The organism is Ensifer sp. YR511 (genome assembly GCF_900103045.1).
GTDB classification, from domain to species: Bacteria; Pseudomonadota; Alphaproteobacteria; order Rhizobiales; family Rhizobiaceae; genus Ensifer; species Ensifer adhaerens.
The window spans coordinates 24346-50207 of record NZ_FNGR01000020.1; the positions used below are offsets into that span (position 1 = coordinate 24346).

The window sequence follows — 25862 nt, forward strand, 5'->3', positions numbered from 1 at the left end:
CGTGGAAATGCGATTCTCAGATTGTCCAGATATGAGAGAGGCTTCCACGACGGCAACGTTAAGGGGGCCTTTTTCTTTTGCGGTATTCCTTTCCGTATTTTCCTTGTCGAATAGACCAGCTGACAGCTTGGCTATAACGTCTAGCTTTGACGCTCACGCGAGAAGCGTTCGATGAGAGCCGGCAATTCGTCGCCGACGAACTTCACGAAGTCCTGACCGAGCGGGCCATCTGCAGAAATCCGAAGCTCCTTGGTCGAAATTTTCCAAGAGCCGAGCTTCGATCCTGCCTGGTCCAAAAGTTCACGACTGTCCTCCCGCGGAGGGCTCGAAGGCTTTATTGCCTCGAACGCACGCTGGAAGCGTTGATCCGATAGGGAGCCGCCTTCACGGGCTTGCAAGAGGACCTGCCGCACCACGCCAAGCGATCCAGGATCGCTCGCTATCGTTCTTGCAAACTCTATCCAGCGCGGCCGACCCACTTTGGGGGCACGTCCAATCGCTTCGATCACGTCTGCCGGGATCGTTCGATAAACGCCGCGCATTCGAGCAAGTTCTGCGTCCGCAATCGACAGTGCCGCATAGATGTTGCGGGCCTTGATGCCGGCGTCATCCATTCGCGATGCAAACAATGTGCGCTCAATCCAGGTCAGATCTTGCCGGCTCGCGTTCTCGATGCCTTGTGCGACGACGAGATCGAGATCGGAGATGTCGACCTCAAGCGCGCGAACGCCCCGCCCCAGCTCCTTGGCAGCACGCCAACGCCGGTGACCGTAGACAATTTGATACCGCCCTTTAGATGAGGGATGCTGCCTAACCTGGATGGGTACCTTTTGGCCCTCGGCCTCGATCGAGCGTTTGAACGTCTCGAAATCGCTGCCGTCATCATCCGACAATCGGTCCGGGTAGGGCGAAGGATCGATCAGCGCGGGATCGAGCTCAAGGACCGTTCCGCCGCCGGCTTCGACGATTGCCTTTAAACGGTCCCGCTCTGCCCTGATGTCGTCGATCGCACGATGCGCTGCGCCGACAACGCCAGCCCCGACACGCGGCGACGGGGCTGGCGGCGCAGGTTGCGGATCGTCCGCGAGCTTGTTCTCCAATTCTTGCGACAGCAGACCGAAGCTCGCGACAATTGATTTGCGAGATGACTTGCTCATGTCCGCCCCCAGCTATCGTTGATAAGGCGGATAATCGCCTCGTTGACCGAGTCGACGGCTTCACGGGCGCGCTTATGGGTGTCACGACCAATCTGGCCCATTTCGAGCTCGTAAATCGAGCGCTTGGCGAGGCCCGCGGCTTCGACGGCCGTGCTTTCGATGGCGGTCGGCAAAAGGACGTCTGTCCCGAACATATGTCGCAACATCGCAACGACCTGCGATTGCGGCGCATCGTTCGGATCATGCCGCGTCACGAGATATCGGATGAAATCCTGGTCGAGCTGGGCACCGCTTTCATTCAAGACGCTGATCAGATCGCCCATCATCAGCAGGAACTGGCTCATGGACGCCACGTCCAGCATCGCAGGATGGACCGTGATGACCATACTGGTTGCCGCATAGATCGCGCTTAAGGTCAGGAAGCCAAGGGAGGGCGGGGTGTCCAGGATGACGACGTCGTAGTCCTGTTCGACGTCTGCCAAGGCAAGCTTCAGGCGTTCGAAAAAGATCGCGCCAGAGCTCGACTTGTTTGCCAGAACACGAGGCGTTTCGTGCTCGTATTCCATGACTTCAAGGTTGCCCGGAACAAGATCGACGCCATCGAAATAGGTTTTACGAATGATGTCCTTGATCGGTCGCCGCTCGGCGTCATCGTAGCGAAGTGCTGCGTAGATCGTTTCGTTCGCACCGACATCGATTTCCGGCTGCGCACCGAACATTGCAGAGAGCGATGCCTGGGGGTCAAGATCGAGTGTGAGGACGCGATAACCATGGAGGGCAAGGTAATGCGCCAGATGAACACACGTCGTGGTCTTGGCACTACCACCCTTGAAGTTCGCGATCGCCAGCACCTGGAGGTGTTCACCCGGTCGGCGGCGAGGCAGGAAGCGGAGTGCTTCCGCAGGCTTCTGCTTGGCAAACAGCTCTCGCAGTTCGTTGATCTGTGCGAGCGTGTAGACGCGATGGTTGTTCTCAAGGCGGCCCGGCGTCGGCCCGCGCCCTTCCGATGACATCAGCTTCAGGGTCGAATCCGGTATGGACGTCAGCTTCGAGACTTCGTTCGTGAGAAACGACCTCAAGGCCTTTTCCGACCTCGGCGGGTACATCCGTGTCCGCAGTTGCTGCAGCTGGTTCGACAAAAGACCGGCGTGCCGCAAGATCTTCGCGGCTGCGTCTTCCTTGAGTTGAACGTCATTTTCTGCGCGTTGAGCTATCGCCATTTTTCCCTCTTGGCGGTCAAAGACCGGTTTGACGGCCGTTATCCGCCAAGAGATAGAACACGATTCTCCTGAACCGTCCAGAATTATAGGGTTAACAAAGCTTTAACGTCGATTGTGACGACTCGGTGACCAAACCAGCGCTACTCGTTGGAATCGCGTGGGTTTTTGCCAAACGCAACGCTCCCGGCGGCTGAAATTGCGCACACATTTGTTGCGTTCGACGCCGTCAGTTGCAGGACGATCACCGGTGCGTTGTCCTCCTGTCACCCGAATCAGTGTCGGCAATGCGACAGGAATTATCAACGCCCGCCGCCTTACAGCCTGGGCCTGTGCCTGTGCCTGTGCATGTGCATGTGATTGCCGGATCGGGAGAGACGGTCTTCCCCGCCTAACCTCACCCCCCTGGAATAAATGTAACGAAATCTCGGGAGCGCCTTTCACCCTCATACGATTTCTCCAATCCTAGCCTCCCCGACGTCTGTCGGTGCTTGGTCGGACGCAGCTATTGTCCGTGTTTCGGCAACGCGCCTCAAAGGCAGCATTTTGCCCGCATAGTGCGAATGGTCGGGAGTGCGCTGCCAACGCGAGGGCCTCACGTGCCTGATAGGTGGAACGCTACGGTCGGGGGCAGTCGGTCCCGCTTTCCCTTCGGGCCACTATGTTAAAGCTCCTGCGGCGGCCCTTTTCCCGCCCTTCGCGTGACGCGAATTCCCGCTTTCCCGCTGAAGCGCCGCTATGCTGAAAGCTCCGATACGCTTCATTGTTGGTTGACCGATCGATCCCGATCGGTCGAGGGGGCCGAGGGTCTTTGCCCCTTCTCTCCCCTAAACAGTCTTTCGCCCACCTTCCTTCGCTTGCGCTTTCGTGCAGGCGGTTCCCCGCAAAGACTGTTTTCCCCTCCGTCCCCACCGCTCGCGCGGCCCCGGGAAGCAGGACGCGGCCCTGCTTCGCGGTCCAAGGGAAAAGGAGAAATGACAGTGAGCATCTACGCCAAAACTGCCCGATTTGACACCGGTCGAGCTCTCACCGAGGACGAGATGCGTGGCTTTGCACCTTCGATATTTGCCACCTCAGCGCACGAGAGCCGCTCCGAGCGCTTCAAGCCGATCCCGACAATCGAGATTTTGCGCGGTCTCGCAAAAGAGGGGTTCATGCCGGTCGGAGCGCGCCAATCGGTTAGCCGCACCGAAGGAAAGGCGAATTTTACAAAGCACCTCATCCGGCTTCGCCGTCTCGATGATGGCAATATCTACCACGTCGGCGATACCGTCTGCGAAATCCTTCTCAAGAATGCAAATGACGGAACGAGTGCATACGAATTGCTCGCAGGGCTTTTCCGCGTGTGCTGCCTCAACTCGCTCGTTGCGCAAACGGGAACGATCGACGCGATCAAAGTCCGACACTCCGGTGATGTTCAAGGTAAGGTGATCGAGGGCACTTATCGCGTCCTTGGGGAGGCGGAGCGCACTCTGGCGGCGCCCCAGGACTGGTCAGGCTTAAGAGTGGGGCGTGAGGCAAGGGAAGTCCTGGCCGAGGCTGCACATCTCGTTCGTTTTGGCGACACCGAAGGGTCGGTGACGAACCCGATCAAACCGGAGCAATTGCTGGTGCCACGCCGCATCGAGGACAGGGCAGAAGACCTTTGGACCGTGTGGAATGTCGTTCAGGAGAACAGCGTTAAAGGCGGATTGCGGGGCGTAAGGCGTGATGAATTCGGCAGAGCGCGCCGATCGACGTCTCGACCGATCAACGGCATCGATCAGGACATCAAGCTCAACAAGGCTCTTTGGCTCATTGGTGAGAGAATGGCCGCGTTGCTCCGCCGCTGACCTTCTCGCGGCCGATCGATCTCCTCGCGTCCGGTATCCATCTGGACGCGAGACGATCGCGTGCCTTGAGGGGCGCCCCAAAGCCCCGCCCCTCAAACTCCCCTGCCCACCCGGGAGACGCCAGCGCGAAGGACGCTCGCGTCGACCTGGACAGTTTGCCTGGTCGGTCTGGCACTGGATGTGCAGCAACGCTGGATCGGGACAAGCGCCAGTGGCATCCATCAGGCAACTGAAGGATGCTCGCTCTGACATTGAGCGGCGACAACTGTGGCGGCGGACGGGCCCTGTTCTTCCGGAATGGCTGCGATTGGTTCGTCGGGCACGCGCAGGTCCATCTTTCCCCAGATCGACGCCTTTTGCGCCTTGTTGCGCGGTTTTCTAGACGGCTTGATTTCAACGACGAACGGTCTTGTCTGCTGGCGCCTGTCTCCTCCGCTGGACGGGCCGCGATCAAACGAATTGGCGCGCGACGGGATTGGCAGCTGCGCCTTGTATCGAGGATGGAGACAGCAACGGCGAAAGTCGGTTCCGGCGGCATTCGCCGACAGTGGACGACCGCCGAACGTTTTGATCGGTGCTGACCTGGTTCGTTGCCATGGAGATGTTTCTTCCGTGCCTCGGGCGCTCCCTGCGCGGGCTCGATGGGGCGTGTCTGACCGGAAAACGGCTGACGCCTCGATCGTCCGCCCGCAACGGCAAGCGCACTTTTCTTGCCCCTGGCGGCTCACGCCGCCATTACCCGCCAACCAACAAAAGTGTGCCTTGTCGTCCTCCATTTCATTGCGGCCCAATGGGTGCGGTCCGATCGTCTCCGGTCCTTTCGACAGCCATCGAGGCCGCGAAGGGCGCGGCCCGAAACCACAGAAAGGAACTTCGACATGGCAACCATCGGCACTTTCACCTCCACTGAAAATGGCTTCAACGGCTCGATCCGCACCCTGGCCCTCAACGTCAAGGCTCGCATCGCCCGGATCGAATCTCCTTCCGACAAGGGCCCCCACTTCCGCATCTATGCCGGCAACGTCGAGCTCGGGGCGGCCTGGCAGAAGAGCTCCGAACAGACCGGTAAAGACTACCTCTCGGTCAAGCTCGATGATCCTAGCTTTCCTGCTCCGATCTACGCGACACTTGCGAGGGGCGAAGGTGAAGATGGCTACCAGCTGATCTGGTCGCGCCCGAACCGGGACTAACAAGCAGCGGGCCCTGCCGCCAGGCGGGGCCCCTCTTCCAACGCCGGGAGCCGACAATGACCATCGAACAGTAGATCGAGCCACGCGGGCCGAAATCAGGAATGCGCGCTGCTTCCTGGCGTCGTTGGTCCATTGGTGAATCCTGCAATTTCGCGGTCGAAATACGTCCGCTGTGATCCAGATTTCCGATCTGAAGCGCAGAAATGACCGGCCGACGAAGAGATCCGGCCCTGAGCCAGGACGCCGTCGATCGGGAATTGGCCCGCTCCTGAGATGGAGCCTTCTATATGTCGCACGACCTTTCTCTTGCACAGGCCCACGCGTTCCAGCTTTCCCGCGACCTGATGGTCCCGGTCACCGTCTTCGAAGTCGACGGCGAATACGGCGTCCTTCCCTCTGACGAGATCGACGCTGGCGATGACCTTGAGGTCATCCACGAGCTCTATCCCTTTGCGGCTCATTGAGCCTCCCGACGAATTTCTGCCGAACATGGGTTCGGAGGAGTTCTTGTTATGCCTGTCGCGCCAGGCGCTGGAAGGCTCTTGCGCGGAGGCGTCCGTCCAGCCCCGGCCGAAGGTACGTGAAACCCGTGCGGCGCTCGTCGAGCAGTTCGCAAACGAGCACTTCGTCCATGCGTTGGGCCGCTTCGCGCCGCCAGCCGACGAGCTGCTGGGCTGGGTCCGCGCCGGCGCTGCGACCGATATCATTGGCGCGGGACCTCAGAATGTGGCGTCGGCGATGGGCACGATCCCGCCGAAGAGGATCACGACGACGCAGTCGATGGCGATCCACTGGATTCTACCAGCCGACGAGAAGAATGATCATGACATCGATAAGAGGGCTGCAGCATGACCCTCCGCCATTCAATCGACATCGCATCACCCACGGGGGTGGAGTTTTCCAGCAGCGCGGATGTTTTGGCCGTTGCCCGCATTGGTGATCTGGTGCTGGATATAGTCACGGCATCCAGCGCCTTTACCTGTCTCGTGAGTGCTGTCGCTGTCCGTCGGCCGCTTGCGACGATGACGCGCAGCGGCATCTCGATTGCCCTGACCCGGCAGATTGCGGCGCCTGCCGAAAGACAGGCGACGACGGTGAAGGTCCGGAGCCGGAAAGGCGCCGATCCAATCCCCGTCTCTCGCATCTGCCTGACCTTCGAATGATGGCGGGAACTCGACGCCGTTGCAAACAGGCAAGCAGGTTATCGGCGAGCTTGAGGATCGCGATCATGCGGCTGTGGGGTACAGGCGGGAATAGGCGGACCTGAGACGACGGCGCCAGTGCTACACTTGCCCGGTTTCGGTCGGCATGCCGGGCTTGGCCATGTCGTCTTCGCTCGGTCTGGAACTGATATCGGGCCCGAACCGGATTGCCAACACCAGGTCATCGCAACCTCGCCGCGGCACCACCCTCGCAATGGTCCGCCTTTCCTGCCCCCACGCCACCCAGGCTTTGAAGATCGCCGAAAGCTTCGGACAGCAGTCGTCGACAGCGATGGCATCCGCAGCCTTCATGAACGGTTGATCATCCACACTTCCAAGTGCCTCTCCGAAGGCCTGGGCTAAAAGGCCATGCAGATCCATCTGCAGCGCATCGTCGGGACCTTTGTCGGATCGGCGCACGGCGCTGGACAGTTTTACTCCCGCGCCGTGACCGAGCCGCGCGACGCCACCGCCAAGGCGTCCAACGGTGCCCTCGATGGCCCGGTTGGCTATGACAGCGCCGCCCAACGCAAGCGGGAGTTCGCGGCCGACATGGAGGTCCAGTCCCACGCTCAGAATGGCAGCGGAGGGCGCAGTGGCCAACGACAAACAGGCGATTTTCCAGGCGGCGGCTCACGCGCAGCGCGCCGTCAGCTTCCTGCATTCGTTGCAGCCAGAGGCGGAAGTGAAGGCAGCGGCATGATGTTCATGCTTGAGCGCGGCCGTCACCACCGGTGGCGGCCGCCTGATCCGTATCCAACGGCTCCTTGAGACCTTGTGCGATGATGTCAGCGTCCAGCCTTCCCCAGATCGATGGTCTCTCGGCATCGGGTTTGGGTTTGCGGGACGGTTTGCTTTCGACGATGAACGGCTTGGTCTGCTGACGCATTGATCCTCCAGGCTGCGACAAGCGAGAGCAACGATATCCCACCGGGTATGTCGGGCAAACGGGCACATTGAGGCGGAAGCGGATGCCCCGATTGACGCGGGTTGACAAAGGCCATGGTGGGTCAAGGCGACGGGTGCCGTTTGTGCACCGGCGAGCGCTGCGACACGCCTTTGCCATATCCCTTCACGTCAGAGTTTCCGGCAACCCATCTACGGACTCGATGAGGCATGTCTGACCGGAGACCGGCTTCGCCTCGATCGTCTTGCCGCAACGGCAGCCTCAGATTTCTTACCCCGGAGCCGACCTCCCCCACTCGACAAGTCGAGCGAGGACCCCAGCTCGGTCTCCTCCTCTCCCACTAACAAATCTGCGACTTGCCGCCCTCCATTTTATTGCGGCCTAATCGCCACCCCAACGCGCGGGCGCGATGGGGACCCCGGCTGGGTGCGGTCCGATCGTCACCGGTCTTTGCGACAGCCATCGAGGCCGCGATGGGCGCGGCCCGATACACAAGAAAAGGAATACGACAATGGCAACCATCGGCACCTTCACCTCCACCGAAAACGGCTTCACCGGCTCCATTCGCACCCTCGCTCTCAACGTCAAGGCGCGCATCGCCCGGGTCGAGAACCCTTCCGACAAGGGCCCGCAGTTCCGCGTCTACGCCGGCAGCGTTGAACTCGGCGCCGCCTGGCAGAAGACCTCCGAGCAGGGCCGCGACTCCCTGTCGGTCAAGCTTGACGATCCGAGCTTCCCTGCCCCGATCTACGCAACGCTCGCTGAAGTGGAAGGCGAAGACGGACTCCAGCTCATCTGGTCCCGCCCGAGCAGGGACTGAGGTTTCCAGGGGCCTCGCCGCCGGCGGGGCCCCCAGCAATGCAGGAAAACATGGCTCCGTCTTGGCGGTTTTGGTACCGGAAGCGGGATTTCATCAGTTGCAAATTTCTCGGGCCGGTTTTGTGCAGTCCGAATATCTGCAAAGGCGCGCCAACCGCCGTACCTACCCGATGTTGGGATTTGCTCTTGCGCAGTTTGTCAGATTTCTTAAACACGTCTTAATGCGTCTCGATGACCTACAATCGACATCGATTTGTTGTATCCCGGATCGAACGAATAGCCATGGCCACCCAGCTATCTCTTCCACGCAACCGAATTTCCGTGCTTCCAGGAATTTGGCGAAGCGCGTAAAGGATGTCGTCCGCGTATCAGGAAAAATCCCCTCAGCTTCAATGACGACATAGCCCGTATCGCCATGAATTTGAAGGAATTCGCCGACGATGTTCACTCCGCGCGACATCAATTTGGCGAACCTAGCCGGAACTTTGGCTCGAGCTCAGTTTGCCGCGGTCGGTGTAGGAGCAACAGGCGCGGGTGGCTTCGCGCGCCGGTGAGGCCTCTTCTTGTGTCGAGAAGACGAAGACGAAGCCGGACCCGGCATCGAGCCCGGTCCGGCTTTCTTGGTGCCATACGGCTTGCGGAAAAGCTGCTCAGAATATCCGATTGTACCAAGCGGGCATGCAGGCCTCAAGGACGAGCGGTGCCCCCAATTTCCTCCCGCAGCCTGATTGCTGCCCCGGAAATCGGCTCCCCCACTCGCCGGCTCTACCGGTCGCTGTTGCGATCCCTGACTCCGCCATCCCCTTCTCGGGACTGTCGGTCATCTTTCACAAACGTCAGGGAAACGAAGATGACCCATTCTCTCGAAATCCAGATCGAAGAACTGCGGGCTGAACTGACCGGGACCATCAGCGACAGTGAACGGCGCGAGATCAAAATTGAGCTGGAACTGGCGCAAGCCGAATTGGCAATCATCACGGCGGAGCAGGAAGACAGAGCTGTACCTGAGCCGCCCTTCTAAGCCGGCATTTCCCATTCAGTGTCTTGCCAGCGGCTATGGATCGAAGATGGAATCGAGTCCGCCGGACTCGGTCTCTTTGCATGCGAAGGCCGCCATGGCGGCCTCCGCATGCAAAGAGAGTTTTCGCGACGCGCCCGATCGCGCACGCGAACAAAGCTCATTGGTTCAAGGCATCTTTCAACGCCTTGGCGGGCGCGAAAGTGAGCTTTTTGGCTGCCGCGACCTTGATCGTCGCTCCCGTGGCCGGATTGCGTGCCTCTCGTTCAGGCGTATCCTTCACCTTGAACTTGCCGAAGCCCGGAATGGAAGTCTCGGCGATCCCGCGGCAGTCGTGATCGCAGAGAAAACTGCTTCGACGATCGCCTTGCTTTGCACTTTGGTGAGGCCATGGTTGGTGCGATCTTGTCGGCGATTTCATTCGTTGTCGTCACCCGCTCTTGCCCGCGCGGGCCTATACGCCCCATGGCTCGAGCATCGCCGATCGGGCAGTTGCACCTCCAACGACTTATATGAATCGATCGCAGCCAATCGATTCACGAGGGTGATGTTTCGTAAAGGTGGCTTCAAATGGAGCCGCTTGCCGGGGATAGTCGGTCCCGGGTTCCGCCTGGCGGCGGCGCTATGCTAACCCTCCTGCGGCGACCCTTTTAACCGGTCAAGCGGCGCGCGAATTGGCGCCGGACGCAGGATGCGTCCTCTGCCTGATACGCTCATTGCCTCAAGGGTGGCGGGGCGAAAGCCGCGACAGGTCTCATCGCCTTCGGCTGCGTCAGTTGCACCAGCTCCGACGCTGTCCCTCCCAGCTGCGCGCCAGGCCCTCGGATATCATGATTTCGCCGAGCGATGATCCGTTGCGCAGCACTGTCCGCAGCTTCCGGCCGTTGCGATCTGCATCGCGCAAGCCGCTGGTGAGCGAAAATTCCCCGGCATCTAGGAGCACGAGCAGACGGTACTTTGCGGCTTCACCGAGCTCTGCTTCGCGCACGCAACGCGGCGGACTGAGCTCCGGTGTGTCGATGTCGGCGATGCGGATTTTTTGACCGCGAAACCAGAAGGTGTCCCCATCTACGACGCAATTGACGCGCGGGGCGCTGGAGCAGATCGAAAACTGTGCCGAAAGGCTGTCACGCGCCGCGGCATGCGAGACTGCCGGCCCAGCCATACAGAGCAGCGTGCCCGCGATGGCCAACGAGCCTTTGAGAAAATTCATGCTTGCTTCCTATTTCATTTTTTCGAATCTGTTTTCCGCTACGCAACTTTTCATGTCTGCACGGCGAAACCAAATCGCTCGGCCGCAGCGAAGCGGCGGATTGCCAGCAGTAAATACGATCTGCTCGTCGGCTCGCATTTGCAGCACTTCGTGCGGCTGGATCAATGGTCTTGCCGCGAGTTGCTTCGAACGTGTCCGCGAGGATCCCCGTGACTGGAAACTGCGGCTCACCTGATCGATCTCGACAGTCGTCATTCCGCATCGCCGGGAAATGTAGTCGGCGGTTTCAGGATCGTTGATGGCAGCGAAACTGATCCAGCTTACACTTTCGAACCACTTGCTTGCCGCGTCGCGCCCGCCATAAGCTTCTCGCATCTGACCAATCGACTGATAGATCATCGTGAGCGTGATACCGTACTTGCGACCGGCGTCCCTTGCCGTTTCAAGAACGCGCATGTAACCGAGCCGGGACACCTCGTCGAGAAGGAACAAGGTGCGACCGTTCATCTCCCCATTGCGATTGTAGATCGCGTTGAGCAACGCGCCGATGATGACACGGGCAAGACCGGAGTGGCCTTCCAATGTTTTCAGATCCACGTTGATGAAAACGTCCGCGTGTCCGGTGGCAATCTCTCCGGTTGAGAACGTCGAGCCGGATACAAGTGCGGCGTAGTTTGAGTAGGACAGCCAATGCGTTTCCCTAACCGCGTTTGCATAGACGCCCGAAAAAGTCTCCGGCGTCATGTTCACGAAGGCCGCAACGTTCTCCTTCACGAAGTCGGAATCCGAATTATCATAGATTGTTTGCAACCGCTCGCGAAGCTTCGGCTCCGGTTCGGAGAGGTTCTTGCGTACCTGACGCAAAGTTTGGTCCGCTTTGTCAGTGCGTCCCGACAGGCACACATCGGCGATCAGAGCCGTCAACAACTGTAGCGCTGACGCGCGAAAGAAGTCATCGCGCACGCCACGTACACCACCGCTTTCGCTCATGATCCACGAAGCGACCGACGCAATATCCTCTTCCTTCGTTCCACCAAACCGACCGACCCAATCCAACGCGTTGAATCCTGTCTCCGGGGCCATTGGATCGAGGACGAAGACGTCCCGGTCGGCGTCTCGCCTATGCTTCGAGACCATTGGCGCTACTTCTTTCGACGGATCAAGGATGACTACCGAACCACCCCATTTGAGTGCCGTCGGGATCGTCACTGACGTCGTCTTGAAGCCGCCGGATCCGGCGAATACGATCCCGTGTGAGGAGCCGAATGACCCGTCGAAGCAAAGGAGCGGCGATTTGCCACCGGCACCCCAGGTGTCGGGACTATCCGCGCGAAACGACTGTGCTGCAGTGCTATCCTTATCGACCCGGTAAAGCTCTCCGACAACGATTCCTCCGGATTCGGGAAAAAGCCTTGCGGCCGATGCGAGCTTCATCCAGTCCGCTTCTCCATGAAGTGCCCGTCTTCCGTTGACACGCTTCGGTTCTGGACGCGCAAAAGCGGCGTTGCCGATCAACACGACCCTCAAAGCGAAAGACGCCGCCATCAGCGCGATCGCAGCGCCGAGCACTGTTGCGGGGTCAAGAGAAGCCGCCAGGTTCTTGCCTGCCGGCATCTTCCCCGCAAACGCGGCAAGACGTACCGCTTCACACAACGCGGCGATCAGGATTGTTGCACCGCTCCCGGCAACGACACCCCAGCCGGAAAAGCGGACACTTGCCGAACCAGCAGACGCGAATAGGAAGACGACACCCACCGCCGACGCTGCAATATACGGCGCAGAAATTCCAACGCGACTAAGAGCGACCTTTGCCGCTTCCGTGTTTCCGAAGCCTCGAAGCCAAGTCTCCATTCCGGTCGTGACAAAGATGGCGGTCACCATGAGTGCGACCGGTGCGACGACCAACAGGGTCCTAGTCGCCGTCATTGCTGAAGGCCTCCGCACCGATAGCGATCAGCCTGGTTCGCTCGCCTTCATCGTATTTGAGGCGGCGAGAGAGTTCGATGAGCGCGCCCAGGATAAGCGCGCGCTTCTCGTATCGCAGACCTGCTTTGACGATCAGGTCGCCAAGTTCGATCTTGTCGCGCGTGTCCTTTTTGCGCGCCTTTGAAGTCGTAGTGCGGCGCATGCGCTCAAGCCTCGTGACCGCTCCCCGAAGTCGCGCCAGCCGAGACCGTCGCACTTTCCGTCGTGGCCGCGACGCCAACCCCTGCCCGCCCCTTTCCGTTCGATCCGACTTTGCCTCCGCGAAAGTGTTTGGCCATATCCTCGAAGGCCTTCTGAAGATCCGCCTCCTCGATCTCGATTTCACCGAGTCCGGCCTTGAGTGCGATGCGACCGATCCGTTCGGCTTCACGCGTCTCGGCGTGCTTCAGCTGTTCCTGAAGCTTGGCGATTTCTTCGCGGATCCTGGAGGAGGGCTTCTTCATTTACGGTTATCCCTGTCTGATGTTGTTTGGATTTGAACAGCATCAGGTTCCTTCAGATCGGCGTGCCGATCCACTAACAGAAGTGCGAGTTGGCGCAGCCAACGCCTTTGATCATGATCCCGGCCGTTCCGAAGGAGCGGATCCGAAGGGCGCAATTATACGTCGCTGACGCGACGCTTTGCTTTTTGGCCCAGCGGGGCCGCCGCTCACGACGAATGTATTGAATTCGCTCGATCACAGGAACTTTCGTAGCGATGGCCGCTCCGCATTTTTCCGTCAGTATCGTCGCACGCGGCTCCGGCCGAAGTGCGGTGCTGTCGGCGGCCTACCGGCACTGCGCGAAGATGGACTACAAGCGTGAGGCCCGTACGATCGACTACACCCGCAAGCAGGGACTTCTGCATGAGGAGTTCGTCATCCCCGCTGATGCGCCGGAATGGCTGCAATCGATGATTGCCTATCATTCGGTGTCCGGCACCTCGGAAGCCTTCTGGAACAAGGTCGAGGATTTCGAGAAACGCTCGGACGCCCAGCTTGCCAAGGACGTAACCATCGCCCTGCCGATCGAACTTTCGGCCGCGCAGAACATCGAGCTCGTGCGGGATTTTGTTGCAAGACATATTACGGGTCAGGGCATGGTGGCGGACTGGGTCTTCCACGACGCGCCCGGCAATCCGCATATCCATCTTATGACGACATTGCGGCCCCTGACCGAAGATGGGTTCGGTTCGAAGAAGGTTGCTGTCACAGGTCCGGACGGCAAACCGCTTCGTAATGATGCTGGCAAGATCGTCTACCAGCTTTGGGCCGGAAGCCTCAACGACTTCATTGTGTTTCGAGATGGCTGGTTCGCCTGCCAGAACAGGCATCTTGCGCTCGCCGGCCTCGACTTGCGCGTCGATGGCCGCTCCTTCGAGAAGCAGGGTATTGCGCTCATGCCCGCAATCCATCTCGGCGTCGGCGCCAAGGCCATGGAGCGGAAAGCGACTGGTTGCGGAGAGGTGGCAGCGCTCGAACGGTTGGAGCTCCAGGCGGAACGTCGCGCCGAGAATGCGCGTCGGATCCAGAGAAATCCTGGTATCGTGCTCGACCTGCTCACCCGTGAGAAGAGCGTTTTCGACAGCCACGACATCGCGAAGATCTTGCATCGCTATATCGACGACGCCGGCCACTTCCAGAACCTGATGGCGCGCATTCTGGAGAGCCCGGAGACGCTGCGGCTGAATCTCGAGAGGATCGACTTTGCGACGGGTTTGCGCGCCCCGGCGAAATACACCACCCGCGAGCTGATCCGGCTGGAAGCCGGGATGGCCAATCGCGCGATCTGGCTGTCGCAGCGGTCCTCGCATGAAGTTCGCCGGCCAGTGCTCGACGCGACATTTGCACGTCATGACCGGTTATCAGACGAACAGAAAACGGCGATCGAGCATGTCGTGGGTAAGGCACGCATCGCTCTTGTCATCGGCCGCGCCGGTGCGGGCAAGACGACTATGATGAAGGCGGCGCGGGAGGCGTGGGAAGCCGCCGGTTATCGTGTCGTCGGCGGCGCACTTGCCGGTAAGGCGACCGAAGGTCTGGAGAAGGAAGCGGGCATTGCCTCGCGCACGCTTGCGTCCTGGGAAATGTGCTGGGGCAAGGGTCGCGAGCAACTCGACGACCGTTGCGTTTTCGTTCTCGACGAGGCGGGCATGGTCTCATCGCGGCAGATGGCGCTGTTTGTCGAAGCCGTCACCAGTTCCGGTGCCAAGCTCGTTCTTGTCGGCGATCCGGAGCAATTGCAGCCGATCGAAGCGGGCGCCGCCTTCCGGGCCATCGCGGATCGGATCGGTTATGCCGAGCTCGAAATCATCTACCGCCAGCGCGAGCAATGGATGCGCGATGCATCGCTCGATCTGGCGCGTAGCAATGTCGGCAAGGCGGTCGAAGCCTATCGCGCCAACGGCAGGATGATCGGCGCAGAACTGAAGTCGGAGGCAGTCGCAGCTCTCATTGCCGACTGGAACCGCGACTTCGATCCTGCGAACTCTTCCCTGATCCTCGCTCATCTACGGCGCGACGTCCGGATGTTGAACGAATTGGCGCGGGCCAAGCTCATACAGCGCGGCATCATTGAGTCGGGTGCCACATTCAAGACAGCAGACGGCGATCGCAGTTTCGCAGCGGGCGACCAGATCGTCTTCCTGAAGAACGAGGGATCGCTGGGCGTCAAGAATGGCATGCTGGCCAAAGTCGCCGATGCGGCTCCCGGTCGCATCGTTGCGGAGATTGGCGACGGCAAGCATCGCCGCCAGATCTCGGTGGATCAGCGCTTCTACAGCAATGTCGATCACGGCTACGCGACCACCATTCACAAGAGCCAGGGTGCCACGGTCGACCGGGTGAAAGTACTCGCTTCCCTCTCGCTGGATCGTCATCTGACCTATGTGGCGATGACGCGCCATCGCGAGGATCTCGGCGTCTATTACGGCCGTCGTTCTTTTGCGAAGGCCGGCGGCCTGATCGCGATCCTGTCTCGCAAGAATTCGAAGGAAACCACGCTCGACTATGTGAACGGCAGCTTCTACCGCCAGGCCCTCCTTTTTGCCGAAGCTCGGGGATTCCATCTCGTCAATGTCGCGCGCACTTTAGCGCGAGACCGGCTCGTTTGGGTTGTCCGGCAGAAGCAGCGGCTCGTTGAGCTCGGCGCTCAACTGTCTGCCCTCGGCAAAGCTTTGGGCCTGTCCCCAATCAAGAAATCATCCGAAACAGCGAGCGCCATCAACGAGGCAAAGCCCATGGTGTCAGGAATTAAGGTATTTCCAAAATCGCTTGAGCAGACGGTAGAGGATAGGCTTGCAGCCGATCCCGGTCTGAAGAAGCAGTGGGAGGAAGTCTCATCTCGCTTCCACGTTGTCTACGCGGAGCCGGAAGCCGCATTCAAAGCGATCAATGTCGACGCCATCCTTGCGGACGAAGCTGCCGCGAAGTCCGCGATCGCGAAGATCAACACGGAACCGGAAAGTTTTGGTGCGCTCAAGGGCAAGACAGGAATGTTCGTGAGCAGCGCCCACAAGCAAGATCGAGAAAAGGCGACTCTGAATGCCCCCGCTCTCGCGCGCAATCTGGAACGCTACCTGCGCCACCGCGCGGTGGCCGAGCGCAAGCACGAGACGGAGGAACGGTCGATCCGCGCAAAGTTCTCGATCGACATTCCCGCCCTCACGCCGTCCGCCAAGCAGACACTCGAACGGGTTCGAGATGCGATCGATCGGAATGATCTTCCGGCGGGTCTGGAGTTTGCGCTTGCCGAGGGACAAGTGAAGGCGGAACTCGATGGTTTTACCAGGGCGGTGTCCGAGCGGTTTGGCGAACGGACCTTCCTCACACTGGCTGCGAAAGAGCCGAACGGCGAGACGTTCCAGAGGCTGACGTCGGATATGAACCCATCGCAGAAGGGCGAGGTCCAATCTGCTTGGAACGCCATGCGGACCGCTCAGCAGCTCGCCGCGCATGAGCACACCATGACTGCCTTGAAACAGTCAGAGACATCTCGTCAAACGAAGAGCCAGGGGCTCTCACTGAAATGACCCTTGCACTATTTGGACATTCGGGTCGGCCATCACGCGCAAGCGTCCGGTCGAGGAGTTTTCTGGTCGTCACCCTGGCAATTCCGATCATTGTCGGCTTGGGCGGGCTCCTCGGTTATCGTGTGAACCTGACACCAAGCGAGCCGTTGGGCGTCTGGCGTATCAGGCCGCTGGAGCGGCCGGCAGCCCGCGGCGATCTCGTCTTCATCTGCCCTCCGCAGGCGAGGTCTATGGAGATCGCGCGCCAGCGCGGTTATCTGAGGGCGGGACTTTGCCCAGGCGGTTACGCTCCGCTTATCAAGACGATCGTGGCCTTGCCAGGCCAATACGTTCAGATCGGTCACAACGTCACCATCGACGGTATTCCCGTGTTGAGCTCCACGCTTTCATCGAAGGACGGGGGAGGCCGACGATTGACAGCTTTCAGTGGCGGCAGCGTGCCGTCGGGCACCGTGTTCCTGCACTCTGGTTTCCGGGGCTCCTTCGATTCTCGCTACTTCGGCCCGGTGCCGGCGTCGGGCATCCTCGGTTTGGCAGAGGAGGTTATCACTTATGCCCCATAATTGGTTCCGACCTCTCCTGCAGGTCATCAGTGCTGCGGCCGTCGGATGGGTTGGCTGGAGCGGTGAAGTGCTGCTGCTGCCGGTCTCGGCATTATTTCCCGCACTCTGGTCCACGGCGGAAAACAGAGCGCAGGCCGCGCTGGTTTCCACCGCTTACTTTCTGTCGGCGTCGCGTGGCTTGCCGCAAGGCGTCGCAACGTTTTACGCGTCCGACCTCTGGCCCGGATTGATACTGTGGTTGATCGCCTCGAGCGCCTTCGTCGTCGTCCATACGTCCTGTTGGACCGGAAGAAGTGGTTGGCGGCGCGGGATTTTCTATCTCGGCGCATCCGTCCTCATGGCGGTCCCACCATTTGGAATTCTTGGCTGGGCGCACCCGATCACCGCCGCAGGCGTCGTGTTCCCGGGATGGGGTTGGTCGGGACTGGCGCTGATGGCAGCCGGCCTCGCCGTCATGACGACTTGGCTTCGGCCGGCTGCAGCCATAGCCTTGATGAGCTTCTGGCTCTGGTCCGCCGCTGAGTGGACGACGCAGAGTTTACTTTCGGGTTGGCATGGTGTCGATCTTGATTTCGGCGCCTCCCTCGGTCGCGTGAGCAATCTTGACCGCCACCGTGCTCTTGCAGCAACGGTCCGGGCAGCAAACCAAGGCCAAGGTTCGGTTGTCGTTCTTCCCGAGAGCGCGCTCGGTTTCTGGACGCCGACGGTCGAACGCCTCTGGAACCATGAGCTGAATGGAACCGGTCTCATCGTGCTCGCTGGCGCAGCGGTCTTGAATGACGATGGATACGACAACGTCTTGGTGTCGATTTCCGAAAAGGGTGGTGAAGTCGCTTATCGTGAGCGAATGCCGGTTCCCGGTTCCATGTGGCAGCCGTGGCGGGCCTGGACAGGGGGAGACGGTGGCGCCAAAGCACATTTCTTTGGCGATTCCGCCGCCTTCGTTGGCAATACCCGCATCGCTCCCCTGATTTGCTACGAATTGCTTGTCGCCTGGCCGTTCCTGCAATCGATGCTCCGTGATCCCGACGCCATCGTCGCCGTCGGCAATGGGTGGTGGACGGCTGGAACCTCAATCGTCGACATTCAACGCGCCAGCGCTCAGGCCTGGGCACGGCTCTTCGACAAACCTCTCGTCATTTCCTTCAATACCTGAACCGGGAGATCGCATGATGGACATTGCGTTGATCAAAGAATGTGCCGACCCCTCACTCAGGCCGGCGATCGTAGAGAAGTTCGTTGAGGCAGCCGGCTCGCCCGATCCGCTTACCATTACCGTGAATTCGGGCGGGCGATTGATCCTCGTGCCGAAGGCGACAACAGCGGACAGCGCAATGGAGATCATTCGGCAGAATGTAGGGCGCGCAGTCGTTCGCGTGGGCCTAACGCAGTTTCCGGCAGGAGTAGTCTTGAAAGAGGCGTACGAACTGAAATCCGACCTCGTCGAACCATGTGCGAACCTGCGAATGGGCACGCTGATGTTTGCGAAGATCCTGCGGATCGTTGCCAAATGGTACGGCAATCCGAGGAGCGATGACGTCTTTCCGCAGATTTTCGAGGATGCGGTCTATGCCTGGAAGACGGGAGAGTTCGAAGGCGTAAGCGTGTTCGAGGCGGAGGACCCGGGAGGTTCAATCGAAATGCCGAAGCAAAGCAAAGTGCATTCTATCGATGATGAGGAAGCAGCAATGACTATACCCGCGAACGGGACGAATGAGGATCTTGGACGCGCTGGAATTCGCATTGACCTGTCCCGCATCGGCGGAAATTGACATTCATCCCGTTCCCTGTGTCGTCAGAATGGGATTGTGATATCTTCGCCGATCTGGATGGCGCCGTACGTGAGACAGTCCCTAAGGCGGTCCAATCCCTCTTCCCTCATCATGCCAGCTCCGGCGCGAATGGCTTCCTGCCATTGCGGACCGCGTTCCCACGCCTCGTTGTATACGAGGGCTAGGTCCGATGCCCTCCTCGTCTGCTGCAGGGCCTCGAACAGAAGTTCGGCCTGTCGGATATCCTTGTCCCGCTTCGCAGCCCCCTGCACGTCGTTGTGTCGGCGGCTGGCGACGATGAGCTTATGGACGGCATACCGCTCGGGGGCTGGGACAGTCACAGGGACACCGGACTTGTGAAGCAGCATTGTCCGCACCGGATCGCGGATCAGGAAATCGAGAAAACGCAGCGGATCGGCACGAGCTCCACCCAGAGCTGGCATCTTAGCGGGCTGGTCGAGGTAATCGTCTGAGCCGCGGTTCGATGTCAGAAACTCGACTCTGTAGCCGTTGGCGGTTCGGAAAGCGGACGAGGACGCGGCGCCCGATCGATGGGGCACCGGGATGAAGGTGGGATCCACTGACTGCAGCAGTTCGAGCATCGGCGGCAGGGTGTCTTCAACCTCACGAGAGATGGCGTAGTCCTGTGCGATGTCCGCATCGCCTGTGAGGAGCGCGGCCATCGGCAGGCGAACACCGAGGATTCCGGCGTAAGTCTGAAAAGCTACCGTGCCGATGAGAACGCCCCGCAGCCGAAATAGGCCTGCAGCCGACAGCGCCTCGACGATATCGCCCGTCATTGAATCCGGAGCGATCATGCCTCCTTCGCGGGTCAGCGACGCCACCATGCGCCTGCGGGCGCGAAGGTCGTCTTTCTCTCGCTTGTGGGTTTCGACGCGCTTTGCGATGTCCGGATCGTCCGCAGGACCAACGTAGCGGCGTGTCCTGCCCCCAGTTCCATCAGGGATATCGAAGTACCAGTAGCGGCGATCTTTCACTGTGACCGGCGTGAACCTGCCCTCAGGGGGGAAGTCGGCCGTCCATGCGGCGTCGAGCGAGCGTTGGCCGAGTTCGGCCAGCATGGTCTGGTACATGAGGTCGATTTGCTTCATTGGCGAGCTTTTTTCCTCGGATTTCTGCATCTCGATTGCGTAGCAGGATAGGCAAGCCGCTTGTCGCCGAGCGGATAGACCGCCACTGGCTCTCTCTTCGGGAGGATCTCGGCTTATTTTTCACCGGACTCAGCTGCCCGTGTCGCATTCCTCGACGTTATACCTTTTATCAAAAAAGGTATAACTGGATGGGAATCCAGGGTCAAGGATAGGACTGATGTTCGTCGAAAAAATCAACGTTATACCTTTCCACAAAAAAGGCATAACCCCTTCGTCCAAACACCCAAGATCGTTGGCCGCACTGCGGCGTTTGAGTCCAAAGCATAAAATTAGGGCGATTCAGATACTTGATATTAGTGTTTGTCGAAGGCGCCAAATAAAAGCGCAACAATGCACGGAAATAGCGAGCCGCTAACCGTGCGCCGTCGCTCAACCTGCGGAAATCGATCAACAACCGACGAGGTTCGTCTAATGGCCGTGCTCAGCTAGCCCTTGTAATGGGATGGGAAGATAATGTCCTGGTCAACGAGAACGTTGAACCTGTAGCCCGGCCTGATCCGGATTGTCGGCTGCACGTTGAGATTCTTGGAGATCGTCTGCTCGGCGACGCGTCCGAAGGTTTCTGCGAAATTCCTGCGCGCTGCGTCCGAGGCGCTATCCTGTGTCGCAAGGGTCGAGCTTTCCGGCATTGAAGCATCGATCCCGGTGCCGATGAGCGCAATAAGCGCCGCCGATCCGAATGTTCGCAAGAGGTGCCGGTCGACCCGGTCTCTAAAGCCGCCATAGCCCTCGGCATCTGTGCCGGCCATGCCGCCGATCTGTAGTGTTGAGCCATTCGGAAGAATGAGATCGGTCCACACAACGAGCACGCGCTGCTGGCCGAACGACACCTTTGAATCGTAGCGCCCGAACAGTCTTGCACCTTGCGGGATCAACAGGCGGTGTCCGGTTGCGCTGTCATAGACGTTTTGGCTGACCTGCGCTGTGATCCTTCCAGGTAGGTCGGAGTTCAAGCCCGTAAGCAAGATCGCAGGAATGACTGAGCCGCGTTTCAGCTCATAGGGAGAAAGCGCCGGCACGACCTGGTTGGGCAGGTACCCGAGATCCTTGATGTCCTGATTGAAAAAGTCTTCCTTCGATGTTTGTCCATTTGGATCGGCATTCTGGCCCATCACACTGGACTTCATCGCGGCTGCATAGAGGTCAGAAGCGCTATTGGGGGCGCGACTTGAGCTCTGGCTGCCGCTGACACGATCAGCCGTAGACGTCCGAGCGTTGGAGACGTCGACAGTCAGAGGTGAATCCATTGCGGTAGCACGCGCCTGCAGGCGGGCCATTCGTTGGCGCTGGGCTTCCCGGATATATTGTTCGTCCTGCTCGCGCTTCAGTCGAGCTTTCCAGTCTTCCTCGGACTCCAGCCGTTGCCGCTTGCTATCGCGGACCTCTGCTTGCCGCTCGATGTCCGGCTCCCTCGCCTGCTCTTTCTCGACAACGGCTGGCGTCGGCTGGACGCTTTCTTTGCCTTCAGGCTCCCCGATAATCCCGTCCGGCACACCGCGCTTCAACTGGTCTCCGAAATTCGTAGCGCTGCCGTTTGCCGCGCTTTCAAGCTCATTGGCTCGATTGAACGATAGTCCGCGCCATGAAAGTCCAATCACGACAACGCCGAGGAACAGCGCAACGATCATGACTGTGACGATGATTGGCAGCCGGTTGAGGCGGCGCATCCCATGCTGATCGTCGCCATTAGGGGATGCACCGAGCTGTAGCGATTGAACCAAAGTCGCCTCCTGTCATCCGCGCTGCATGATCGAAAGCGGGCTCGTCGGCGTCGCGCCTGTCGCAGTGGGCGTGTAGGCGCGGCCAAGCGAGATCGAGGACGTGGTCAGACGCGCGAATACCTGGCCGTCGATGCTATCGATTGAATAGGCGAGTTCGATCGGGTTCTGATCCTTGGCAGCTTTTCCATCGGCAACGATCGTGTGCCCCCACCCCTTCAAGGCGGCCTCGAGCGCGGCCGCATATTCGGACGGCTCTCCCTGCAACTTGATGGTGGCCGCGCCGGCGGACCTGATTTGCTCGGCAAACCTGCTCGCCATGTCGCCTGCTATCGCGCTTGCAGCCGGCCCGGTGATGGCGATGGGCTCTCCTATCACCGAGTGCTGTGGATCGGCGGTCTGGCAGCTTGCAAGAAGGGGTGCCGCAACGAGAGCGGCGAAAAATCTTGGCACGGTTCAACCTCCTCGCCTGATCGTGATTTTCTGCTGACGCCAGCCAACACCAGAGACAAGGATTGCCCGATCGATGGTGTAGTCGACGATCATCATGTCGTTCTTCATGCGGTAATTGACCACGCGGTTCTGGCCGCCGCTGACGACAAAGAGAACCGGTGCATCCTGCCCGGCGATTGAACGTGGAAAGTGGATGTAGGTCTTGCGGCCATCGGAATAGACGCGCTTCGGCTTCCAAAGCGCGCGTCCGCTTACCGTATATGAAAAAGTCAGCACCTCGGGCGCCGCCGACCCGAAGCTTCCGGCCTCCAGTCGTGAGTTGATATCGGCGAGCTTGTGCGCGACATCCTCCGGATACTCAAACCCCACCCTGGCCATATATTGGTTCGGATGAGACTTCAGCTGGATGTGATAGGTTCGCCGCGACGTCGTGACGACCATTGAGGTCACGATGCCAGGTTCGGATGGCTTGACGATGAGATGGATTGCCTGCCCGCCGGCAGCACCTGATGTCGCCGGCTCGACCTTCCATCGGACCGTATCGCCAACGAGCACGTCGCGAACGATCTCGCCGCCTTGCAGTTCGATATCGCAGACTTGGAGCGGCGAGCAAACCACCGAGGGCTGGATTTGCCCAAAGAGGAAGATGACTTTGCCGTCGGGCCCCTTTGTAACGAGCCCCGGCGCGCCACGCCATTTGGCGGATAAACTCGTGCCCTTTGCCTCGCTCGTCGTCATTTCTTGCGCGAACGTGCCGCCGACAAACGCGAGCCCGGCCATGCAGCCTGCCGCCGCCATCAATACTGATTTGTGCATTTGAATGTCCCTGCCCTTAAAGCTGCGCGGTCCAGTCGAAGTCCTGGACGTAGAGGCCAATGGGATTGATGCGGATGATCGCCTCGTCCTGCGGCGTCGTCAGCGTGACAGTTGCGATCCCGCGGAACCGGCGCGTGCCGGATTCCTTGCCCTTGCGGTCGCGCTCGTATTCCGTCCAGTCGATTTGGTAGGTCTGGTTCGAAAGCGCGACAACGTTGTTGACCTCGATGGCCACGGTCGACGACTTGGCCTTCTCAAACGGCGAGTTGCCGCGAAACCATGAGTTGATCTTTTGGGTAGATGGATCCGATGTGCGAAGGAGGGCGTAAGTGCGGTCTATGTACTGCTTCTGGACCACTGCATCCGGGGAGATGCTCCGGAAGCTCGCCACAAAATTTGCAAGCGTCGCACGCACCACGCGCGCATCGGCATACTCTATCTGCTCCGGGAAACCCGCGGCGATCGGTGTGCCTAGCTTGTCGACCTCGACGATGTAGGGCACCAGCCTGACCTGGGTGCTCAAATACATTGCGTAGCTGAATCCGATAACAGCCATGGCAAGCCCGAGAATGCCAACGATGCGCCACGCGGCGGCCGCCTTGACATAGGAGCCGTATCGCTCGGACCATTCCTGACGCGCAGCAAGGTACGGGTTTTCGGGGGCGCGGTTTGCTGCCATTGGTATATTCCTTCGATAAGCTATTCATCGTTTCGCTCAGGCATCGCCTTGCTCCGGCCGGCGCGCCCGCGTGCCTTGTCGAGTTTCGCGTTGGCAAGTCCGAGCAGTGACCCGGCATAGGCACCAGGCGATCCGATCGCTTTCTCTTTGGCGGCAGACCCCATTGCCTTTCCACCGGAGCCGAGAGCGGCTCCCATCCCGCGAAGCGCTGAGGCGGCGGTCGTTGAGCCGCCTGCGCGAGCGGACTGGGCCGCTGCGGTGCCGGCGCCGACCGCACCGGCTGCCAGTGACGCCGCACCGGCGGCGAAAGAGGCAGCTTGGCCACCATGACGAATTGTCTCCATTCCACCAGTCACAGAGGCCCCCTGGACCAGCCCTTGTAAGATGTTGGGCACATACATGGCGATGATGAAGACGACGACGGAGATGCCGGCTATGGCAAGTGTCGTGATGAATTGGTCGGACGTTGCGGTTGGCGCTCGCGCCAGTCCGAGCAGCACGTTTGATCCGATATTTGCGATCATCACGAGGGACATTAGTTTCATGCCGACGCCGAAGGCATAAACGAGGTAGCGTACCGCGAAATCCTTGGTGAAGGACGAGCCACCAAAACCGAGCATGATCATGCCGGCGAGCAGACCGACATACATCTCGACGATCACTGCGACGAAGATCGCGGCAACGAGCGAGAAGCAAATAACCACGACCCCCATGGCGAGAACCGCGGCGACCGCCAGTGCGTTATCCTCGAAAACGCCGAATTTGGCCTGCTGCGACATCTGAGAAGCAACGCGAATGCCTGCATCGAAGACTTCGGCCGGCGACGCCGATCCCCCGCCTGCCCCAATCTGAAAAAGACTATCGACCACTGCTCTGGCGAAGGTCGGTCCCTGATCAAGAACGAAGGCGAAAAAGCCGACGAACATAATCCGCCGCGCGAGTTCGGCGAACCAACCGTCGAGCGATGCCGCCTGAAGGGCCAGCCAAACGGCGCATATCCCGATCTCGATAGCCGCGAGGATCCAGAACAGGGATCGCGCCGCGTCTATGATGGTGGTCTCCCACCCTTTGGCGGCGACGACGACCTGGTTTTCAAGCTCCGTCAGCACCTGGCCCGCTTGGGCATAGACAGGCGCCGCGGCCACAAGGGCAATCACGCACCCTAGGATGAGTGTCCGGTCCGATGAGCGTGTCACCATCTCGGTTTCATCTCCTGCCCCTTTTTGATCGGAGGCAACTCTGTGCTGGAGCCGAAAAAACTCTCGCGGGCCTCTCTCTGTTCGTCGGACATGACGCGCTGACCAGAGGCGAACGTGTTGAGGACGACGGCTGTAACGGCTGATAGGACCACAGCGGCGACGACTAGCCCCACAATTGCAATTGTGCGGTTCACCAGCGGGGCTCCATCTCTTGACCTTCAGGAATCTCCTTCACAGGTGCGTCGAAGAACCTTTCCCGTCGCGCCTGTGCCAGATCCTTGTCAGTCTGTTCCGACTGAAGCCACGTGCCCATCATCGTCATCTGCTGCGAGACGAGACCGCGCAGTTTCTGCATCTGGCTTACCTGTTGTGCAGCGAGCTGATGACCGACTTGCAACGCCTTCATCTGTCCGTCCGCGGACTGTGACATCGACCGGATCTCGCCCATGGTGCCCTCCTCCGTATCGAACTGGTCGGCGGTGAGGCTTGCTGCCCTCAGAGTGCCGGCGATTGTGTCGCGGTTTGTCTCTGACCAGGCCCGGTAGGTCGACGAGAAACTCTCACCGCTAGGCAGGTTCTTCTTCAAGTCTGCGTAGCTCTTGAAGCGCTGCTGCAGAACGTCGTCCGCGTTACCCATCGAGAAGGCTATGCTTTGCCCATTCTCCACGATGCCGCGCAACTGGTTCAGGTCGCGCTCGACCTCGCCCCAGATATGATCAGGTAATCGCGCCGTGTTCTGGAGCATGTTGTCGTAAATCTTCAGCTGGTTCTGGATTTGCTCCGCCAGCTGGCTGATCTGGGTCAGTTGGTTGTCGACCTGCAGGCCACTGCTCTTGAGGAGATCGACGAGCTGAGCGTTGTTGGCAAGCTGCGTCCATTCTGTGGCAACGCCCGTTGCCGAGCCGGAGCGTGCCGGCAGCGGGGACAAGGATGCCATGGC

Annotated in this window: 26 protein-coding genes and 4 pseudogenes; 13 read left to right on the plus strand and 17 right to left on the minus strand. The window is 59.8% G+C overall.

What is annotated here, in order from left to right; translation table 11 throughout:
* Positions 1–140: 140 nt before the first annotated feature.
* The gene (gene repB, locus BLU15_RS26375; RefSeq protein WP_090299514.1) at positions 141–1157 is read right to left on the minus strand and encodes a plasmid partitioning protein RepB; all 1017 of its coding nucleotides are present in this window, start codon (positions 1155–1157) and stop codon (positions 141–143) included.
* Positions 1154–2377 carry a plasmid partitioning protein RepA gene (gene repA, locus BLU15_RS26380; RefSeq protein WP_034796864.1) on the minus strand — a complete coding sequence of 408 codons (1224 nt, stop codon included), beginning with the start codon at positions 2375–2377 and terminating at the stop codon, positions 1154–1156. The genes repB and repA overlap by 4 nt, the downstream gene beginning before the upstream one ends.
* Before the next feature lie 977 nt (positions 2378–3354).
* On the opposite strand from repA, the gene BLU15_RS26385 reads away from it, so the two are divergent.
* The 7 genes and pseudogenes from BLU15_RS26385 to BLU15_RS39625 all read left to right on the plus strand — a co-directional run.
* Positions 3355–4206, plus strand: coding sequence for a DUF932 domain-containing protein (locus BLU15_RS26385; protein ID WP_090299687.1), 852 nt, complete (start codon positions 3355–3357; stop codon positions 4204–4206).
* Positions 4207–5084: 878 nt separating this feature from the next.
* On the plus strand, positions 5085–5396 hold the full coding sequence (locus BLU15_RS26395) for a DUF736 domain-containing protein (RefSeq protein WP_090299517.1): 312 nt from the start codon (positions 5085–5087) through the stop codon (positions 5394–5396).
* 287 nt (positions 5397–5683) lie between these two features.
* Entirely contained in the window at positions 5684–5860 is a 177-nt protein-coding gene (locus tag BLU15_RS39620) for a hypothetical protein (RefSeq protein WP_029742947.1), read from the plus strand.
* Positions 5847–6248, plus strand: coding sequence for a hypothetical protein (locus BLU15_RS40155; RefSeq protein WP_371590077.1), 402 nt, complete (start codon positions 5847–5849; stop codon positions 6246–6248). The genes BLU15_RS39620 and BLU15_RS40155 overlap by 14 nt, the downstream gene beginning before the upstream one ends.
* Entirely contained in the window at positions 6245–6559 is a 315-nt protein-coding gene (locus tag BLU15_RS26405; RefSeq protein ID WP_090299521.1) for a hypothetical protein, read from the plus strand. The genes BLU15_RS40155 and BLU15_RS26405 overlap by 4 nt, the downstream gene beginning before the upstream one ends.
* Positions 6560–6812: 253 nt before the next feature.
* Positions 6813–7217: pseudogene (locus BLU15_RS26410) on the plus strand (hypothetical protein); the annotation flags it as partial.
* Positions 7194–7301: pseudogene (locus BLU15_RS39625) on the plus strand (antirestriction protein ArdC); the annotation flags it as partial. The pseudogenes BLU15_RS26410 and BLU15_RS39625, both read left to right, overlap by 24 nt.
* A gap of 3 nt (positions 7302–7304) precedes the next feature.
* Here BLU15_RS39625 and BLU15_RS26415 read toward each other — a convergent pair.
* The gene (locus BLU15_RS26415; protein WP_090299524.1) at positions 7305–7487 is read right to left on the minus strand and encodes a hypothetical protein; all 183 of its coding nucleotides are present in this window, start codon (positions 7485–7487) and stop codon (positions 7305–7307) included.
* Between the two features lie 529 nt (positions 7488–8016).
* Between BLU15_RS26415 and BLU15_RS26420 the strand changes: the two genes are divergently transcribed.
* A complete protein-coding gene (locus BLU15_RS26420) occupies positions 8017–8325 on the plus strand; it encodes a DUF736 domain-containing protein (protein ID WP_090299527.1) in 309 nt (102 codons plus the stop codon).
* Positions 8326–8632: 307 nt separating this feature from the next.
* On the opposite strand, the pseudogene BLU15_RS40915 reads toward BLU15_RS26420, so the two are convergent.
* A pseudogene (locus BLU15_RS40915) lies at positions 8633–8781 on the minus strand (phosphoglycerate dehydrogenase); the annotation flags it as partial.
* Positions 8782–9174: 393 nt separating this feature from the next.
* Here BLU15_RS40915 and BLU15_RS39630 point away from each other — a divergent pair.
* Entirely contained in the window at positions 9175–9345 is a 171-nt protein-coding gene (locus tag BLU15_RS39630; RefSeq protein WP_176960363.1) for a hypothetical protein, read from the plus strand.
* Positions 9346–9502: 157 nt separating this feature from the next.
* On the opposite strand, the pseudogene BLU15_RS26425 reads toward BLU15_RS39630, so the two are convergent.
* From BLU15_RS26425 to traC, 5 genes and pseudogenes are all read right to left on the minus strand, one after another.
* Positions 9503–9776 (minus strand): annotated as a pseudogene (locus BLU15_RS26425) (HU family DNA-binding protein).
* A 338-nt stretch (positions 9777–10114) separates the two neighbouring features.
* Positions 10115–10555: a thermonuclease family protein gene (locus BLU15_RS26430; RefSeq protein WP_090299530.1), complete on the minus strand. Its 441-nt coding sequence runs from the start codon at positions 10553–10555 to the stop codon at positions 10115–10117.
* Positions 10556–10564: 9 nt separating this feature from the next.
* Positions 10565–12481 (minus strand): Ti-type conjugative transfer system protein TraG, encoded by a 1917-nt coding sequence (traG, locus tag BLU15_RS26435; RefSeq protein ID WP_090299533.1) that lies wholly within the window; start codon positions 12479–12481, stop codon positions 10565–10567.
* Complete coding sequence (traD, locus tag BLU15_RS26440) at positions 12468–12683, minus strand: type IV conjugative transfer system coupling protein TraD (protein WP_090299536.1); 216 nt, start codon at positions 12681–12683, stop codon at positions 12468–12470. The genes traG and traD overlap by 14 nt, the downstream gene beginning before the upstream one ends.
* Before the next feature lie 4 nt (positions 12684–12687).
* Complete coding sequence (traC, locus tag BLU15_RS26445; RefSeq protein ID WP_060520078.1) at positions 12688–12984, minus strand: conjugal transfer protein TraC; 297 nt, start codon at positions 12982–12984, stop codon at positions 12688–12690.
* A 254-nt stretch (positions 12985–13238) separates the two neighbouring features.
* Here traC and traA point away from each other — a divergent pair, with 254 nt between their 5' ends.
* The 4 genes from traA to BLU15_RS26465 all read left to right on the plus strand — a co-directional run bounded on the left by traA (position 13239) and on the right by BLU15_RS26465 (position 18885).
* Positions 13239–16550: a Ti-type conjugative transfer relaxase TraA gene (traA, locus tag BLU15_RS26450; RefSeq protein WP_090299539.1), complete on the plus strand. Its 3312-nt coding sequence runs from the start codon at positions 13239–13241 to the stop codon at positions 16548–16550.
* 62 nt (positions 16551–16612) lie between these two features.
* Complete coding sequence (gene traF, locus BLU15_RS26455) at positions 16613–17113, plus strand: conjugative transfer signal peptidase TraF (RefSeq protein WP_060520161.1); 501 nt, start codon at positions 16613–16615, stop codon at positions 17111–17113.
* Positions 17103–18269 carry a conjugal transfer protein TraB gene (locus tag BLU15_RS26460; RefSeq protein WP_090299544.1) on the plus strand — a complete coding sequence of 389 codons (1167 nt, stop codon included), beginning with the start codon at positions 17103–17105 and terminating at the stop codon, positions 18267–18269. Before traF ends, BLU15_RS26460 begins: the two co-directional genes overlap by 11 nt.
* Positions 18270–18282: 13 nt before the next feature.
* A complete protein-coding gene (locus tag BLU15_RS26465; protein ID WP_029742461.1) occupies positions 18283–18885 on the plus strand; it encodes a TraH family protein in 603 nt (200 codons plus the stop codon).
* Positions 18886–18908: 23 nt separating this feature from the next.
* On the opposite strand, the gene BLU15_RS26470 is transcribed toward BLU15_RS26465, so the two are convergent.
* The 8 genes from BLU15_RS26470 to trbJ form a co-directional block, all read right to left on the minus strand.
* Entirely contained in the window at positions 18909–19997 is a 1089-nt protein-coding gene (locus BLU15_RS26470) for a nucleotidyltransferase family protein (RefSeq protein ID WP_090299547.1), read from the minus strand.
* 485 nt (positions 19998–20482) lie between these two features.
* Entirely contained in the window at positions 20483–21778 is a 1296-nt protein-coding gene (gene trbI, locus BLU15_RS26475) for an IncP-type conjugal transfer protein TrbI (protein ID WP_090299550.1), read from the minus strand.
* Between the two features lie 12 nt (positions 21779–21790).
* A complete protein-coding gene (gene trbH, locus BLU15_RS26480) occupies positions 21791–22228 on the minus strand; it encodes a conjugal transfer protein TrbH (RefSeq protein WP_090299553.1) in 438 nt (145 codons plus the stop codon).
* Between the two features lie 3 nt (positions 22229–22231).
* Entirely contained in the window at positions 22232–23044 is an 813-nt protein-coding gene (trbG, locus tag BLU15_RS26485) for a P-type conjugative transfer protein TrbG (RefSeq protein ID WP_090299554.1), read from the minus strand.
* 16 nt (positions 23045–23060) lie between these two features.
* The gene (locus BLU15_RS26490; protein ID WP_060644937.1) at positions 23061–23723 is read right to left on the minus strand and encodes a conjugal transfer protein TrbF; all 663 of its coding nucleotides are present in this window, start codon (positions 23721–23723) and stop codon (positions 23061–23063) included.
* 20 nt (positions 23724–23743) lie between these two features.
* Positions 23744–24922 carry a P-type conjugative transfer protein TrbL gene (gene trbL, locus BLU15_RS26495; protein WP_090299556.1) on the minus strand — a complete coding sequence of 393 codons (1179 nt, stop codon included), beginning with the start codon at positions 24920–24922 and terminating at the stop codon, positions 23744–23746.
* Positions 24916–25116 carry an entry exclusion protein TrbK gene (gene trbK, locus BLU15_RS26500; RefSeq protein WP_090299559.1) on the minus strand — a complete coding sequence of 67 codons (201 nt, stop codon included), beginning with the start codon at positions 25114–25116 and terminating at the stop codon, positions 24916–24918. The genes trbL and trbK overlap by 7 nt, the downstream gene beginning before the upstream one ends.
* The gene (gene trbJ / locus BLU15_RS26505; protein WP_371590086.1) at positions 25113–25859 is read right to left on the minus strand and encodes a P-type conjugative transfer protein TrbJ; all 747 of its coding nucleotides are present in this window, start codon (positions 25857–25859) and stop codon (positions 25113–25115) included. The genes trbK and trbJ overlap by 4 nt, the downstream gene beginning before the upstream one ends.
* Between the last annotated feature and the right edge of the window lie 3 nt (positions 25860–25862).

Excerpts from the sequence above, each read along its gene's own strand:
- repB (WP_090299514.1), bottom strand. The coding sequence starts at position 1,157 with ATGAGCAAGTCATCTCGCAAATCAATTGTCGCGAGCTTCGGTCTGCTG.
- repA (WP_034796864.1), bottom strand. The coding sequence starts at position 2,377 with ATGGCGATAGCTCAACGCGCAGAAAATGACGTTCAACTCAAGGAAGAC.
- BLU15_RS26395 (WP_090299517.1), top strand. The coding sequence starts at position 5,085 with ATGGCAACCATCGGCACTTTCACCTCCACTGAAAATGGCTTCAACGGC.
- BLU15_RS39620 (WP_029742947.1), top strand. The coding sequence starts at position 5,684 with ATGTCGCACGACCTTTCTCTTGCACAGGCCCACGCGTTCCAGCTTTCC.
- BLU15_RS26405 (WP_090299521.1), top strand. The coding sequence starts at position 6,245 with ATGACCCTCCGCCATTCAATCGACATCGCATCACCCACGGGGGTGGAG.
- BLU15_RS26415 (WP_090299524.1), bottom strand. The coding sequence starts at position 7,487 with ATGCGTCAGCAGACCAAGCCGTTCATCGTCGAAAGCAAACCGTCCCGC.
- BLU15_RS26420 (WP_090299527.1), top strand. The coding sequence starts at position 8,017 with ATGGCAACCATCGGCACCTTCACCTCCACCGAAAACGGCTTCACCGGC.
- BLU15_RS39630 (WP_176960363.1), top strand. The coding sequence starts at position 9,175 with ATGACCCATTCTCTCGAAATCCAGATCGAAGAACTGCGGGCTGAACTG.
- BLU15_RS26430 (WP_090299530.1), bottom strand. The coding sequence starts at position 10,555 with ATGAATTTTCTCAAAGGCTCGTTGGCCATCGCGGGCACGCTGCTCTGT.
- traG (WP_090299533.1), bottom strand. The coding sequence starts at position 12,481 with ATGACGGCGACTAGGACCCTGTTGGTCGTCGCACCGGTCGCACTCATG.
- traD (WP_090299536.1), bottom strand. The coding sequence starts at position 12,683 with ATGCGCCGCACTACGACTTCAAAGGCGCGCAAAAAGGACACGCGCGAC.
- traC (WP_060520078.1), bottom strand. The coding sequence starts at position 12,984 with ATGAAGAAGCCCTCCTCCAGGATCCGCGAAGAAATCGCCAAGCTTCAG.
- traA (WP_090299539.1), top strand. The coding sequence starts at position 13,239 with ATGGCCGCTCCGCATTTTTCCGTCAGTATCGTCGCACGCGGCTCCGGC.
- BLU15_RS26460 (WP_090299544.1), top strand. The coding sequence starts at position 17,103 with ATGCCCCATAATTGGTTCCGACCTCTCCTGCAGGTCATCAGTGCTGCG.
- BLU15_RS26465 (WP_029742461.1), top strand. The coding sequence starts at position 18,283 with ATGATGGACATTGCGTTGATCAAAGAATGTGCCGACCCCTCACTCAGG.
- BLU15_RS26470 (WP_090299547.1), bottom strand. The coding sequence starts at position 19,997 with ATGAAGCAAATCGACCTCATGTACCAGACCATGCTGGCCGAACTCGGC.
- trbG (WP_090299554.1), bottom strand. The coding sequence starts at position 23,044 with ATGCACAAATCAGTATTGATGGCGGCGGCAGGCTGCATGGCCGGGCTC.
- BLU15_RS26490 (WP_060644937.1), bottom strand. The coding sequence starts at position 23,723 with ATGGCAGCAAACCGCGCCCCCGAAAACCCGTACCTTGCTGCGCGTCAG.
- trbL (WP_090299556.1), bottom strand. The coding sequence starts at position 24,922 with ATGGTGACACGCTCATCGGACCGGACACTCATCCTAGGGTGCGTGATT.
- trbJ (WP_371590086.1), bottom strand. The coding sequence starts at position 25,859 with ATGGCATCCTTGTCCCCGCTGCCGGCACGCTCCGGCTCGGCAACGGGC.